General features: G+C 60.9%; 18 protein-coding genes. 8 read left to right on the top strand and 10 right to left on the bottom strand.

The window, feature by feature from the left end:
* Positions 1 to 804, top strand: an 804-nt coding sequence (locus Y707_RS0117925) for a 4-hydroxybenzoate 3-monooxygenase (RefSeq protein WP_026536092.1), incomplete at its 5' end; no start/stop codon positions are given.
* A 45-nt stretch (positions 805 to 849) separates the two neighbouring features.
* Here the strand turns inward: Y707_RS0117925 and Y707_RS30120 are convergent.
* Positions 850 to 1185 (bottom strand): type II toxin-antitoxin system PemK/MazF family toxin, encoded by a 336-nt coding sequence (locus Y707_RS30120; protein WP_216699293.1) that lies wholly within the window; start codon positions 1183 to 1185, stop codon positions 850 to 852.
* Entirely contained in the window at positions 1179 to 1445 is a 267-nt protein-coding gene (locus Y707_RS0117920) for a hypothetical protein (RefSeq protein WP_026536091.1), read from the bottom strand. Before Y707_RS0117920 ends, Y707_RS30120 begins: the two co-directional genes overlap by 7 nt.
* Before the next feature lie 163 nt (positions 1446 to 1608).
* Between Y707_RS0117920 and Y707_RS0117915 the strand changes: the two genes are divergently transcribed.
* The 3 genes from Y707_RS0117915 to Y707_RS27295 all read left to right on the top strand — a co-directional run bounded on the left by Y707_RS0117915 (position 1609) and on the right by Y707_RS27295 (position 2922).
* Positions 1609 to 2202 (top strand): TIGR03086 family metal-binding protein, encoded by a 594-nt coding sequence (locus Y707_RS0117915; protein ID WP_026536090.1) that lies wholly within the window; start codon positions 1609 to 1611, stop codon positions 2200 to 2202.
* A gap of 61 nt (positions 2203 to 2263) precedes the next feature.
* Positions 2264 to 2518, top strand: coding sequence for an AbrB/MazE/SpoVT family DNA-binding domain-containing protein (locus Y707_RS27300; RefSeq protein WP_035782463.1), 255 nt, complete (start codon positions 2264 to 2266; stop codon positions 2516 to 2518).
* Complete coding sequence (locus Y707_RS27295) at positions 2515 to 2922, top strand: type II toxin-antitoxin system VapC family toxin (RefSeq protein ID WP_035782460.1); 408 nt, start codon at positions 2515 to 2517, stop codon at positions 2920 to 2922. Before Y707_RS27300 ends, Y707_RS27295 begins: the two co-directional genes overlap by 4 nt.
* A 31-nt stretch (positions 2923 to 2953) precedes the next feature.
* Here the strand turns inward: Y707_RS27295 and Y707_RS0117900 are convergent, their stop codons facing one another.
* The 7 genes from Y707_RS0117900 to Y707_RS0117870 all read right to left on the bottom strand — a co-directional run bounded on the left by Y707_RS0117900 (position 2954) and on the right by Y707_RS0117870 (position 10323).
* Positions 2954 to 3715: an SDR family NAD(P)-dependent oxidoreductase gene (locus Y707_RS0117900; RefSeq protein ID WP_026536089.1), complete on the bottom strand. Its 762-nt coding sequence runs from the start codon at positions 3713 to 3715 to the stop codon at positions 2954 to 2956.
* 9 nt (positions 3716 to 3724) lie between these two features.
* Positions 3725 to 4723, bottom strand: coding sequence for an acetamidase/formamidase family protein (locus Y707_RS0117895; protein WP_026536088.1), 999 nt, complete (start codon positions 4721 to 4723; stop codon positions 3725 to 3727).
* Between the two features lie 121 nt (positions 4724 to 4844).
* A complete protein-coding gene (locus tag Y707_RS0117890; protein ID WP_026536087.1) occupies positions 4845 to 5864 on the bottom strand; it encodes an ABC transporter ATP-binding protein in 1020 nt (339 codons plus the stop codon).
* Positions 5857 to 6861: an ABC transporter ATP-binding protein gene (locus Y707_RS0117885; RefSeq protein WP_026536086.1), complete on the bottom strand. Its 1005-nt coding sequence runs from the start codon at positions 6859 to 6861 to the stop codon at positions 5857 to 5859. The genes Y707_RS0117890 and Y707_RS0117885 overlap by 8 nt, the downstream gene beginning before the upstream one ends.
* Positions 6858 to 7784: an ABC transporter permease gene (locus tag Y707_RS0117880; RefSeq protein WP_026536085.1), complete on the bottom strand. Its 927-nt coding sequence runs from the start codon at positions 7782 to 7784 to the stop codon at positions 6858 to 6860. Before Y707_RS0117880 ends, Y707_RS0117885 begins: the two co-directional genes overlap by 4 nt.
* The gene (locus Y707_RS0117875; protein WP_026536084.1) at positions 7781 to 8737 is read right to left on the bottom strand and encodes an ABC transporter permease; all 957 of its coding nucleotides are present in this window, start codon (positions 8735 to 8737) and stop codon (positions 7781 to 7783) included. The genes Y707_RS0117880 and Y707_RS0117875 overlap by 4 nt, the downstream gene beginning before the upstream one ends.
* 35 nt (positions 8738 to 8772) lie before the next feature.
* Positions 8773 to 10323 carry an ABC transporter substrate-binding protein gene (locus tag Y707_RS0117870; protein WP_035782457.1) on the bottom strand — a complete coding sequence of 517 codons (1551 nt, stop codon included), beginning with the start codon at positions 10321 to 10323 and terminating at the stop codon, positions 8773 to 8775.
* Positions 10324 to 10440: 117 nt separating this feature from the next.
* Between Y707_RS0117870 and Y707_RS27290 the strand changes: the two genes are divergently transcribed.
* Positions 10441 to 11127 (top strand): DUF1028 domain-containing protein, encoded by a 687-nt coding sequence (locus Y707_RS27290; RefSeq protein ID WP_051442164.1) that lies wholly within the window; start codon positions 10441 to 10443, stop codon positions 11125 to 11127.
* On the opposite strand, the gene Y707_RS0117860 is transcribed toward Y707_RS27290, so the two are convergent.
* Positions 11124 to 11711 carry a helix-turn-helix domain-containing protein gene (locus tag Y707_RS0117860; RefSeq protein ID WP_026536082.1) on the bottom strand — a complete coding sequence of 196 codons (588 nt, stop codon included), beginning with the start codon at positions 11709 to 11711 and terminating at the stop codon, positions 11124 to 11126. The genes Y707_RS27290 and Y707_RS0117860 overlap by 4 nt on opposite strands.
* Before the next feature lie 97 nt (positions 11712 to 11808).
* Here Y707_RS0117860 and Y707_RS27285 point away from each other — a divergent pair, with 97 nt between their 5' ends.
* From Y707_RS27285 to Y707_RS27280, 3 genes are all read left to right on the top strand, one after another.
* Entirely contained in the window at positions 11809 to 12777 is a 969-nt protein-coding gene (locus Y707_RS27285) for a TetR/AcrR family transcriptional regulator (RefSeq protein ID WP_253905244.1), read from the top strand.
* Positions 12774 to 13661 carry a beta-keto acid cleavage family enzyme gene (locus tag Y707_RS0117850; protein ID WP_026536081.1) on the top strand — a complete coding sequence of 296 codons (888 nt, stop codon included), beginning with the start codon at positions 12774 to 12776 and terminating at the stop codon, positions 13659 to 13661. Before Y707_RS27285 ends, Y707_RS0117850 begins: the two co-directional genes overlap by 4 nt.
* A gap of 9 nt (positions 13662 to 13670) precedes the next feature.
* A partial coding sequence (locus Y707_RS27280) for a 3-hydroxyacyl-CoA dehydrogenase NAD-binding domain-containing protein (RefSeq protein WP_253905243.1) occupies positions 13671 to 14187 on the top strand: 517 nt, incomplete at its 3' end.

The following is a 14187-nucleotide window of genomic DNA, read 5'->3' as shown; positions in this document are numbered from 1 at the left end:
GATACCAGCGTGCTGGACCTGGAAACCGACACCCCGAAGATCCGCTTCACGGACGTCGACGGACAGCATTGGGAGCTCCACTGCGAGGTGGTCGTCGGCTCTGACGGCTCCGGCGGCATCTGCAAGAAGAGCATCCCGGCCGAACACCGCAAGGACTACTTCATCCAGTACCCCTTCGCTTGGTTCGGCATCCTTGCCGAAGCACCGCCCAGTGCACCCGAGCTCATCTACGCTCACTCCGACCGTGGGTTCGCGCTGATCAGCCAGCGCACCGAGAAGATCCAGCGCATGTACTTCCAGTGCGATCCCAACGAGGACGCATCCAAGTGGACGGAAGAGATGATCTGGGAAGAACTGCAAAGCCGGATCGAGGGCCAGGACGGCTTCCAGCTCAAGACCGGCCGGATCTTCGAACAGATGGTGCTGCCCTTTCGCAGCTACGTATGTGAACCAATGCGTTACGGCAACATGTTCCTCGCCGGCGATGCGTCCCACACCGTCCCACCCACTGGCGCCAAGGGGCTGAATCTGGCTCTGGCGGACGTGAAGGTCCTGCACGAAGGGCTGGAGTCATACTTCAATTCCAAGAACCCGGAACTTCTGAATGCATACAGCGAGCGCGCGCTGAAGCGGGTCTGGAAGGCGCAGAACTTCTCTTATTGGATGACCAGCATGCTGCACCAGCACCCGGACAGCTCTCCATTCGAAAATAAGCGCCAGCTCGGCGAGCTGTCCGCCGTCGTCTCATCCCGCGCCGGTTCCAGCTATCTCGCCGAGGCCTACACAGGCTGGCCACTGACATAGTCCCCGGACCTATCCATTGGCCACATGGTCCGGCCAGTCTGTCGGCTAAAGTGCCAGTAAACGTTGCAGGATCAGGTCTACCCGCAACATCACAGATTCATCGGCGCTTCCAAAATAGCGTCCAAGCCTGAACGGCGATATGGAACGTATATCTTCACATTTGATGTAGCTGGTGTCTTTGAGGCCAGATGTGCCGGGTTCGACCTCCACATGGGTCGAGCGGTGGCGCTGCGAGCGGGTCAGTGGAAGTATTGCCAGCACAGGTGGGTTCGAATCGATCCAAGGTGGGGCGCTCACTATGAGCACCGGGCGACGAAGTCCTTGTTCATGACCTATGGGATCACCCAAATCTGCGAGGAAAATATCTCCGCGCCTCACCACGCATCCTCCTCCCCGACCGCCTGGTCCCCGGGATCTGCCAGATCATCCTTACCGGCATCGTTGGATTCATACGCAGCCCGCTCGGCCGGCGGCAGCAACGCGTGCTCCGCCTGAATCTTCGACCAGAAGTCTCTCTCATCGGCTTCGTCGAGAGCACGTGAAATCACGGCTGCCAAAGTGGCATGCTCACGCCGCGCGCGTTCGGCGAGTCGATCCCGAACGTGGCGCGGGACTTTGATCGAAGTATGCTCAGCAGGCATACCACCAAGTATACCGGCAGGGAGTTTTGGCAGCCAGTGGTTCAACGTACAAGGGATAGGTAATCGATCATCTCATCCCGCTGCATCAGTAAAGCCGCTGATACCGATGATTTCCGGGCAGGTCAGTCGTCTTAACTGTGAACCCACCTATAGGAGGAAGAAAATGCTGGATCTGGAACCGGCCACCAATCACGTGGCAGAGCTGATTCGCGGCGTTCGCGATGATCAACTGCACGCCCCTACCCCGTGTGCGGACAGGTCTCTGGGCGACCTGATCGAACACGTCGGCGGCCTATCGTTGGCCTTCACCGCTGCGGCACACAAGACTGATCTGGAGGAGCATCCGGGGCCAACCGCTGACGCGTCCCAATTGGGTGCCAACTGGCGTACTCAGATACCGGAACGGCTGGCGGCGCTGGCAAAAGCATGGCGCAAAGACGGGGCCTGGGACGGATTTACCCGGGCGGGCGGTATCGATATGCCCGGAGATGTCGCCGGTCTGGTCGCCCTCGATGAAGTTATTGTGCACGGATGGGATATCGCAGCCGCAAGCGGCCAGAACTTCACCTGCCCGACCGATCTCTTGGAGGCCACCTACGGCTTTCTGCAAACATCAGTGACCGAGAGCCCCCACGGGACCCCGGGCCTGTTCGACGCGCCGGTACCGGTGGCGGAGGACGCGTCCCTGGCTGACCGGGTCATTGGCCTGACCGGCCGCAATCCAGCATGGGCGGAGGCGGGACGGCCAGCGAAGTAGGCAACTATCCCGGTTCACTTACTTCCGTCTAGGCGCCTTACGTCAGAGTACAATGTAAGACATGAAGACCATCGTGACGATCAGCAGCAAGGGGCAGTTCACCCTTCCGTCGGACGTGCGCAGGAGTATGGATTTAAAGAAGGGCGACCGCCTCGAAGTATCGTTCGATGAGGACCTACAGCGAATCACGCTCACACGCGTCGCGGCAATTGCGGATTTGAGTGCACGCGTTTCCAGCTATGCCAAACGAACGAAACCGGTGACCGACGTCGATGCCTACTATCAGACGCATCGAGCCGAAGAGTCCAAGCCATGACGACTTCCGGCTCATTGGATGCGAACGTCCTGCTGCGCCTGCTCTTGAGTGATGTGCCGCACCAGCATGCCGCCGCCATGGACTTGCTGACGAGTGGCGCCCGGTTTGCAGTCTCGGACACGGCCTTGATTGAGGTGAATTTTGTTCTGGGCCGCGCATATGGACTCACCCGCGACCAGCAGCACGAGGCCATCATCGGACTGCTGCAACAACTGCAAATCGTGGGAAACATCGATGTGTTCGCCGCCGCATTTAGCCGGTATTGCGCCCACCCGAAGCTGTCATTCGAGGACTGTTATCTCGTTTCCCGGGCAGAAGCCAATGGCGACGAACCGTTGTGGACGTTTGATAAGAAGCTGGCAAGCCAAACGGCGGCACAGCTGCTCGAGTCCGGCAATGCATAAACGAGTCCCGGCCAAGCTGCTCTATGACGCCCTAGAACTGGATCCCGCGGGACAGGCCTCCGTCGACCAGGAAGTTCGCTCCGGTGGTCCGGCTGGACCGTGGACTGGCAAGAAACACCACCGTGTTGGCCACTTCGGCAGGAGTTCCCATCCGCGGAGTCAGGTTGAGCCCCAGGGCTTCGTTGAACGCTTCCGGGTTGTCCCGCTCGATGCTCTGCCAGACCCCACCCTCATGATAGGTATTGCCGGGAGAGACTGTGTTGGCACGGATCCCCTTCTCTGCCAGCTGGAACGCCAAGCCCGCCATGTACGCAATTATGGCAGTCTTCACGGTGCCGTACGGCCCGGAGGCGAAGTCGACCTCCCGGCCGGACACGCTGGAGATACCGATGATGGAGGCAGCCTCGCTCTGTTCCAGATACGGCATTGCGGCCTTGACCAGACGAACGGTGCCCATCAGATCCACCCGGAGGGAAGCCTCCCAGTTCTCGTCGGTATCCGGGATGGCCAAGGCACTGACGTTGCTGACCACAATGTCGATCCCACCGAAGTCTTCGGCTGCAGCGGGCACCCAGCCTGCGACGTCGTCGGCGTTCCCCATGTCCATCACGGTGCCGGTTACCCTGCCGCCGCTGTCCGCCAACGCCGCTTCCGTTGCCTTAACCTCGTCGGCATCCCGAGCGCAGAAACCCACGTTGGCACCTTCCGCCGCGAACGTCTCCACGATCGCTCGTCCGATGCCCTTGGTGCCTCCAGTGACCAGAGCCGTCAACCCACCGAGCTGTAGATCCATGTCCGTCTCCTATAGTCGGGCTGCGCGGTTCCGCAGCTCAGCATGCATGCCGTCAAACGCCTGTGCCGCGGGAAATAGTGACTTCGCAGCTTTCACCACAACGCTGTAGTTCGCGTCCACGGCGTTGGCCACCGGCGCCAGGGCGGTCTGGGTGAGCAACTGGTAGGCGTCCATCGGATGCAGTCCGAACAGGTCCCCAAACCAGCGGATCAATTCCACCTGACCGATACGCCAGGAATCCTCCATCGGACGAGAGGAACCGACCACCATCCAATGCCCGTCGGTCTCCAGCCGCGGCCACGCCGGCGCACCACCCTTGATCAGCTCCACAATGATGGTTGACGTCATCGCACCTTCGACGGCGGTGCCACAGGCTTCGCCCTCACCCTGCCGATAGTGCCCGTCGCCAATGGAAAAGAGCGCGCCTTCCACATTCACTCCGAGGTAAACGGTGGTGCCGGCCTTGACCTCCGGGGAGTCCATGTTGCCGCCAAACCGCTCGGGCACAAGGGATGAACGGACTTCGCCGCCGGGCGGTGCGACGCCGATGGTGCCCAGCATCGGTTCAAGTGGCAAGGCCACCTCGAAATCACCAAACCGTGCCTGAAAACCTACAGTCTGCCGTTCCGTATCAAGGTGATAGATCCACGTGGTATCTGGCAGTGATTCCTGCAGGAATGCGGTCCGGTCCGTGCTGGTCAACCCGCCGAAGAAGGGGATGGTGGCGGATGCACCCCAATTGCGGGCGGGAGTAAGATCCGCAATGTGAATCGCCAGCGTGTCCCCCGGCTCCGCGCCCTCCACATAAAAGGGTCCAGTCTGCGGGTTTACGAACCGCAGGTCCACCTTTTCGGACGAGATGTCATCAACGGAGGTCAGGGCGTGATTGAAGGCGTCCTCGGACCACAGCTTGAGCACAGCCCCGGGCTGAACAGTCATCACTGGGGCCGCGCCGCCAAAGGTGTAGGCCAGCTGCTCCCGGGTGGGTGTGAATTCTACGAGCCCCATGAATGGATGCTATGCGGACGGCAGGTTACTGACAAGAGCAGGGTCTTCGGCGGCCAAGGCGATGCGGACGGCTGGAAACTCCTCCGCGCAGCTGACTTGCCGTAGCCACCTTTTGTGTAGCCTACAACTCTTGCGCCACCGGCACGCGGATACACGCTGAATTATGGTCTTCCCCTACCTCAATAGCCGCGGGAACCACCTCGGAGCACTCATCAACGGCAATCGGACAACGGGTGCGGAAAACGCAGCCGGATGGAGGATTCAATGGTGAAGGGACTTCACCTTCCAATAAGGTCCGTTCCCTGGAGCGCTCCGCGACAGGATCGGCAAGCGGGATGGCCGCGAGCAGCGCTCGCGTGTATGGGTGAGCGGATTGCGTGTACAACTCGTCCCTTGGGCTGATCTCCATTAAGCGGCCCAAGTACATCACCAGCACGCGGTGGCTCATGTACTCCACGGCCGCCAGGTCATGGGACACAAACAGATACGTCAAGCCCAAACGACGTTGCAGGTCTTTGAGAAGGTTCATGATCTGCGCTTGGACAGAGACATCCAGCGAGGCCGTAGCCTCGTCCAGAATCATGATGTCCGGGTCACCGGCCAACGCCCTGGCAATACACACCCGCTGACGCTGACCGCCGGAGAGCTCGTGCGGAAATCTGTCGGCGAAATGTGCCGGCAGATTGACCAAGTCCAGCAACTCACGCACACGCTTGCTGCGCTCGGCACCGCCGTTGGCCAATTTATGGACCACCAACGGTTCGGCGATACTGAGGCCAATCCGTTGCCGCGGGTTGAGCGCGGAAAACGGATCCTGGAACACCATGGCCAGTCGCCGCCGCACCGACTTCAGATCACTGCCCCGCAAGGTGGCGATGTCGATGCCTTCGAGCATAATCCGCCCGCCGGTGGGATCCTCCAACCGCATCAGGGCGTTGGCAATGGTCGATTTCCCCGAACCGGACTCGCCGACAAGTCCCAAAGTCTCCCCGCGTTTCAGATCAAAGGAGATGTCCTCGACCGCGTGCACGGTCTGCTTCCCGGCAGCGCCGCGCACAGCGAAATGCACCTGTAGATTCTGTACCGACAGCAACACCGGTTCGTCCCGGTTGGCGGGCTGTGAATTCCGGACCTCAGACACGGGTGCCCTCCCAAGCGTTACGCACATTCTCCCCGCCGGAGGTTGCGCAGAAGGACCGCACCAAATGTCCATCACCGACATCTGTCAATGGCGGCAACTCTGTTTCGCAACGGGAATCCAACCGCACCGGACAGCGGTCATAGAACACGCAGCCCTTCGGCAGATTCTTTGGATCAGGAGGACTGCCGGGAATGGTCACCAACTCCTCTTGTGCCCCGCCCAGGTACGGCCGTGCCCGCAACAGTCCCTGCGTGTAAGGATGCAATGGATTGTTGAAGATATCCGTTATCGCAGTATGTTCCACCACTTGGCCGCCGTATAGCACGCTCACCTCCTCAGCCACCCCGCTGATGACGCCGAGGTCGTGACTGATCCAAACCACGCCCATGCCCAACCGCTCCTGCAGCGACCGCACCAAAGAGATGATCTGGGCCTGGGTGGTGACGTCCAAAGCCGTGGTCGGCTCGTCGGCAATTAGCAGGGCGGGGTCGCAGGCGAGTGCGACGGCGATCATCACCCGTTGCTTCATCCCGCCGGAGAGCTGATGGGGGTAGGCAGCCAGCCGCGGTTCCGGATCGGGAATGCCGACGGCTTCCAGCAAATCCAACGCCCTGCGGCGCGCTGCCCTTCGTGTGATCCCAAGGTGCGCCTCCGGCCCCTCGGTTAACTGCCGCTCCAAGGTCAGAACGGGGTTCAACGACGTCGCCGGGTCCTGGAAGATGAAGCCGATGCGTTCGCCATAGATCTTCTCCAGCTTCGACCGGCGCAGCCCAATCAGGTTCTGCCCGTCGAGCATGGAAGTGCCGGACACCTTGGCACTTGGCGCATCAATCAGCCCGGTGGCAGCCAGGACCGTCATCGATTTACCCGAGCCGGACTCCCCGACTATCCCCAGGGTCTGGCCACGCTCCACCTTGAACGAAACATCGTTAACGATCCTCGCTGCGCCGACACGCACGCGCAGATCCTGAACATCGATCACCGTGTTGGCGCTCATTTCACCCTCCTTGCTTCGATAGCCGTGCGGTGCCGGGGATCCAATACGTCCCGCAAGCCGTCGCCGACCAAGTTGAATGCCAGCACGGTGAGGAAAATCGCCAGTCCGGGGAATACGCTCATCCACCATGCGGTACCCAGGAAGCCCCTGGCATCAAACAGCATCCGGCCCCATGAAGGATCCGGCGGTTGTACTCCCAGACCCAGGAAGGACAACGCCGCTTCGGACAGAATGGCGAAAGCAAGCGACAGCGATGTCTGCACAATGATCGGGCCGGTGATGTTGGGCAGAATGTGCCGGCGCAGGATCAGTCCACTGGATGCGCCAATGGAGACTGAGGCCTTGACGAACGGCTCTTCCCGTACTCCAAGCGTGGACGCACGCACAACCCTGGCGAAAATAGGCGTGTAGACAATACCGATGGCCAGCATCGCCGTCGGCAATCCCGGCCCAAGTACCGCGACGATCGCCAGGGCCAGCAGCAGCACCGGGAAGGCGAAGAGCACGTCGGCGCAGCGCATGACAATCGCGTCGAGTTTGCCGCCGAAGAATCCAGCCAGCAGACCAACTACGACGCCGGCAACCAGCGCGAAGCTTACGCTTACCAGGCCGACCAGGATCGACACCCTCGCCGAGACCAGCACCCGGGAGAACACGTCGCGGCCCAGCTCGTCGGTGCCAAACCAATGTGCAGCACTGGGTGGGGCAAGAGCATTGGTGACATCGACGTCGTTGATCCCATAGGGAGCCAGCCAACGCCCAAAGATGGCAGCAAGCACGACGACGACGAGCACCACCAGCCCGCCCAGCGTTACCTTGTTTGCCAGCACCAGCCGCCACGCGCTGGTACGTTCCGAAGCGACCGGAGCCTCTTCAGAGGACGGCGGACGGTCAGGCTTTTCAGCAACAGGTGGTTGAGTCATGAGACACGGATCCTCGGGTCAACGACGGCGTACAACAGGTCCACGAGCAGATTGATCAACAGGAACATCCCCGCAATCAGCAGCACGGCACCTTGAATAACCGCATAGTCACGGGAGAGGACGGCGTCATATACCAACCGTCCGAGACCCGGCCAGGCGAAGACCACCTCGACCACGATCAGCCCTCCCAGCATGGTGGCCATCTGGATGCCGCCGATGGTAACCACCGGCACCAAGGCATTGCGCACAATATGGCGCATCACCACGGTTCGGTGCTTGATGCCCTTGGACTTGGCGGTGCGGATATAGGACGAGCCCACTACATCCAACACCGCACTGCGGATGTAGCGGGTCATGATGGATCCAGCTACCACCCCCACTGTGAATGCGGGCATCAGCACGTGGCTGGCCCAGCCCAGCGGGTCTTCAGTGAGCGGCACATAGCCTGATGGCGGCAACCAGCCGAGCGTGACCGAGAAGAACGTAATCAGCATCAGCCCCATCCAAAAGTCGGGAACCGATACGCCGAACTGGCTGACCGCGCGGATGACGCCATCGAGTGCCTTTCCCTCGTGCAGGGCGGCGTAGAGCCCAAGCGGAAACGAAATCAGCAACGCGATGATGATGCCTGCCGCCGCCAGCGAGAGTGTGGCCGGGAGCCGCTCCAGCAGCACAAGCGTGACCGGATTGCCGCTGCGGAAACTCACTCCCAGATCGCCGGTCAGTGCATTGCCGATGTAACTGAAGAACTGCACAATCAGTGGTCGGTCAAGCCCGGACGCCTCTCGCAACGCAGCATAGGCTTCGGGGGTGTACCTGGTGCCCAGTGCGACCCGCACTGGATCGCCAGGCACCAGGTGCACCAAGGTGAAGACTACGATGATCACGCCCACGAGCACGATGGCGGTATGACCGAGGCGGCGGAGCACAAAGCTCAACAGCTTCCGGTTCATCGGCGCCCATCCTTCCCAATTCGGTCAGGCATCATTCAGTTGTCGGCCAGACTGACGTCGCGGAACCGGATGGCCCGATCGCTGCGTGCTTCATAGCCCTTCACATTCGGGTTCCAGGCCTGCACCACATCGGGGTTGTAGAGATAAATGTAGCTGGCGTCGTCGGCGATCATGGTCGCCGCCTTGTCGTAGATTTCCTGCCGTTTTTCCAGATTGGTCTCCGTTTGCCCGGCCTCCAGTAACTTGTCCACCTCTGGGTTCGAATAGCCCTGGAAATTGCTGGTGCCTTCGGAGTGGTGCTGGTTGTAGTAGAAGTCGTTGGGATCGATGCTGCCCAGCCAGCCAAGCATCAACATGTCGAAGTTTCCCTGCGACTGTTCATCCAACCAGGTAGCGAAATCGATGGTGCGTATCTCCGTGGTGATGCCGATCTTGCTGAGCTGGTCGGCGATGACCTGGGCCGCGGTAACCGTCTGCGGATACTGGGTGGTCACCATCAGACCCATGTTGAGCTCGTCGACGCCGGCTTCGTCCAGCAGGGACTTCGCCTTGTCCAGATTCTTGCTGTACTTGTTGTACTCGGTGTACCAAGTGCTCTGCTTGGGGATGGCCAACTGGTTGACCGTCGCGTTGCCGTAGCTGACCGCTTGCGTAATCGCGTCCCGGTCCAGCGCGTAGGCAATTGCCTGACGTACCCGGACATCGTCATATGGCTCCCGATTCTGGTTCAGGGCCAGGTACCAGTAATCGTTGCTGGCCACCTTGCCTACCTCGACGTCGGGATTGGTTTCCAGCCCGGCCACACGCTGTGGCGGAATCGAGTCAGTCCAGTCGACTTCGCCAGCCGTCAGTCCCGCCAGCGCGGTCGTTCCTTCGGAAATGAAGCGGAACGTCGCACCGCCCAGCTCCGGAGCCCCACCCCAATAGTCCGGGTTGGACGAGAGCTTGATCGAGTCTCCTGGCGTGTAGCTCTCGAAGACGAACGGTCCAGTGCCAATCGGGTTGTCTTGGATTTCCCCGCTTTTGACGTTTTCCTCGGAAACGATCGCCATTCCTTTGAAACCACCGATATTGGAGAGCAAACTCGGCGTTGGTTGGCTGACCTTAATCACCACAGTGCTGGGGTCCGGTGCCTTAATTGATTCGACGGAGGCAAAACGGTAGGAGTTGGTGAGCTCGTTGTCGATGATCCGGTTGTAGGAGTACACCACGTCCTCGGCGCTGAACTCGGAGCCATCATGGAATGTCACGTCTTCCCGCAAGGTAAAAGTCCATGTCAACTGGTCGTCGCTGACCTCCCAAGACTTAGCAAGCGCCGGCTGCATTTCCAGACTTTCGTCCGGCTCTACCAGAGTGTCGTAGACGTTCTCCAATACTTGGAAGGAGAAGTAAGCAGAGGTCTTGTGTGGATCCAGCTGATCCGGTTCCCCGGCAATAGCTGCGACCAAAGTTTCCCCGGATCCTGACGCTTCAGCGCCTCCGGTGCCACCATTGTTCTCGAGGTCCACCCCTTCTCCCGGTGAACATGCGGCGACTGCCAGCAGACTTACAGTCGCCAACGCGGCCCCGATTCGGCGTCTAAACATCGTGCCCTCCGATATACAATCATTTTAGTGATGTCTTCATCATTATGTTTGGTGATCGGGATTACATCAAGCGCTGGGCGATCGGAACCAGAAAGTTTACTGAAAGGAGACCTTTCGATGACATTTTCGTTGGTCGCGATGAGCCGGAATGGCCGGTATCAGGCCGCTGCGACGGCCAGCTGTTCTCTCGCCGTCGGAAATGCTGTGCCGGCTGTCGCGCCAGGGGTAGGGGCGGTGGTGACACAGGCGTACACCAACAAATCATTCCGGCATCTGGCATTGGACCGGGCACGCAAAGGGGTTCCCCCGGCCCGCATCCTGAAGGAATTGAGCGGACTGGACGAGGGTTTTGCGAAACGGCAGGTAGCGCTGATTACCAGCGCTGGTACGACGGCGGTGCACAACGGAGTTGACTGCTCACCCTGGGCTGGATCTCTGGAGGGCAACCACTTTGTGGTGCTTGGCAATCTTCTTGCCGGGCCAGCTGTCGTTGAAAACATGGCGGAGAAATTGCGGGAGCCTGCACAGGAATCCGGCTCGGTAGCCGGCTTCGCGCGTCAACTGATGTCGGCTTTGCTTGCCGGCCAAAAGGCCGGCGGCGACATGCGTGGTCAACAAAGCGCAGCACTGACAATTGCAGATAACGACGCACCGGACACGTCTCCGCCCGAACTACTGATTGACCTTCGTGTAGACGATGCCCGGGAGCCATTGGTGGAACTGGAAAACCTCCTGGAACTGTGGCTCGTGGACCACCAGTCAGAACCTGCAGAAACGCAGGTGTCGAGCGCGCGGCGGTTCTAGACTTCCAGCGGGGTCACCGCACCCAGCACCACCGTCTCGCCGTCGTAAGCATTGGCCCACCAATGAGCTGTCGAGCATTCGTAGGTCATCGCATCACCCGGCTCCAACTCCACCTGCCTCTGCCCGTGAGTCACCATCAGTCGGCCCGATTCGACCAGCACGCATTCCATGCCCAAGTGCCGGAATGGCTTCCCTTCGTTGGAAAATCCTGACGGCAGGACCGTACGAATCACTTGCAACGAAGCATGATTCCGCGGGGTGAGGAGCTCCCTGAACGGCTCGTCCCCCGACTCGCCTTCCTTAGGCAACTGTTGGCGCTCATTTGCCCGCACCACCATGTCATCATGCCGGGTAGCGCCTTGCATCAGCCGTACCAGCGATACTCCCAAGGCTTCTGCGAGTCTGTTGAGGGTGATGAACGAAGGGTTGCCCTGGCCCCGCTCCAACTGGCTCACCAATCCGAAACTCACACCTGCGCGGTGACTGAGTCCTTCCACACTGAGACCCTGCCTTTTACGGGCGTTTCGGATACTGACCCCCAGGGCCGCAACTCCGTACGTTGAACCCCCATTGCCATCAATCATGAATTCAGGGTACGTGATGCGTGATCAGGACATCCGATTTTCTGACTCTCAATCGTTTTACTTGTCAGTATCGCAAGTTTGAACTACAGTCAGTCAGGTGCAATCGCAAAATGAGGTCCAGAACACAAGCCAGTCAGACAGCCAGGCGGCGCTGCTGACGCGTGTCCGGTCCTCGATCCAGGAGTCGGGTCTCGCCCAGCGGGAGGTCGCCCGCTACATGGGTCTGGATGAAACCAAGCTGTCCAAGGCCCTAAAAGGTACCCGCCGGTTCCGACCGGACGAGCTGACCCAACTGGCCGATGCCGCCGGCGTCACGGTGAACTGGCTGCTGTCTGGTTCGGACGAGACGGCCGGCGCCTCAGCGACTCCGACGGCGAAGATCCTGCCTACCCGTCATCGCGAGGACAGCGAGAAGGCCCGTAAGCGCCGGACCATCATCGAGAAGGCCTGGTGGCTGTTCGCCGAACAGGGTTACTCCTCGGTCCGGATCGCTGACATTGCAAAGGCATGCGGCACCAGCAGCGCCACGGTGCACTACTACTTCCCCACCAAACGGGAGATTTTCGCGGAGGCGCTGCGGTATTCGGTCAAGCTAGCCTTCGACCGCCAGATCGCAGAACTGCACCTCCACCCCAACCCCGTTGACCGGCTCAAGCGGCTGGCTGAACTCCAGCTGCCAGCAGGCCAGCGCGGCCGGGCGGAAATGTCGATCTGGCTCCAAACCTGGGCTGAAGCGGCCGTCGATCCGGCCTCTCAGCACAGCCATGCCCAAAGCTACCGGCGCTGGGAACAGACCGTTCACAACATCATCGTGGATGGCCAAAAAGCCGGGCTCTTTGTCAGCACCGACGCCGACGCGCTGACCATGGACCTCACCTCGTTGATCGATGGACTGAACGTCAAAGTCCTCACCGGGATGCTGACTTCCGATCAGATGCATGCGCAAATCGAAAGTTACATCGACCGCAACGTTGTGGCCAGAGCCTACGACGGCAACAGCATCCGCACTAAAACTTCAAGCAACACCGACCACCCGACAGCCAACCCGAACGGGAGCACATCATGAACCGTAAGGTCATCGTCACCTGCGCACTCACCGGTGCCGGAGATACCACCGGCAAGAGCGAAAACGTCCCGGTCACGCCCGAGGAAATCGCCGCGGATGCCATTGCCGCAGCCCGCGCCGGCGCCTCCGTCGTACACATCCACGTGCGCGACGTCGAAACCAAGCAGGGCTCGCGCGATGTCGCGCTGTACCGCGAGGTCGTCCGCCTGGTGAAGGCCAGCGACGTCGACCCGGTCATCAACCTGACCGCCGGAATGGGTGGCGATCTCGTCGTCGACCCGTCCGAACCCACAAAGCAGCTGGAAGGCACCGACCTGATCAGCGGCCTCGACCGGCTCCCCCACGTCGAGGAACTGCTCCCCGAAATCTGCACCATCGACTGCGGCTCGCTCAACTTCGGCGAAGGCAGCAACATCTACGTCAGCACCCCGGACATGCTCCGCGAGGGCGCCGCCCGCATCCAGGAACTCGGCGTGAAGCCGGAAATGGAAATCTTCGACACCGGCAACCTCTGGTTCGCGAACGTGATGGTCGAAGAGGGCCTGATCGATCCGCCGCCGCTCTACCAGCTGTGCATGGGCATCCCCTACGGCGCTCCGGCGGACCCGGGTCTGCTGCAGGCCATGGTCAATATGCTTCCCGACGGCGCCCAGTGGACCTCGTTCTCCATCGGCCGCAACCAGATGCCGTGGGTGGCGCAGTCGGTGCTGCTCGGCGGCCACGTGCGTGTCGGCCTCGAGGACAACCTCTATCTGTCCAAGGGCGTCAAGGCCACCAATGCGCAGCTGACCGAACTCGCCATCAGCATCGTCAACGACCTCGGTTCGTCCGTGGCCACGCCGGACGAGGCACGCGACATCCTTCAGATCAACCGGAAGGGCTAAGCGGCCGCAATGAGCAACACTGAGAACACGCCCGACGCCGGCACCGCCACACAGCCCGCGGGCACTACCGCTTCGGCAACACAGCCAACCGGCACCCCTATCGCAGCAAGCGTGCCCGACGTCGGCACGGTCGCCTGCGTGGGCGCCGGCACCATCGGCGGTGGCTGGGCTGCTTACTTCCTGGCCCGCGGTTACCAGGTGAAGATCTGGGACCCCTCCCCCGACGCCGGTCCGAAACTGCGCCAGCTGATTGATGCCGCCTGGCCTGCGCTGACCAAGCTCGGCCTGGCCGACGGCGCGGACCCGGATAACTTCAGCGTCCACACCGACCTCGCCGAGGCGGTCGAGGGTGCCGGCTTCATCCAGGAAAGCGCCCCCGAGGTCCTCGAACTCAAGCAGGAGCTGCTGGCCAAGATCGACGCCGTCACCGCCCCCGGCGTCGTCATCGCTTCCTCCACCTCCGGCTACAGCATGACCGAGATGGCGACCACCGCGGCCGACCCCTCGCGGCTTGTCGTCGGCCATC

This window comes from Arthrobacter sp. H14 (genome assembly GCF_000520495.1).
Lineage (GTDB): Bacteria > Actinomycetota > Actinomycetes > Actinomycetales > Micrococcaceae > Arthrobacter_C.
Note: the sequence above shows the minus strand (reverse complement) of the source record. Positions and strands in the feature narration are given on the sequence as shown.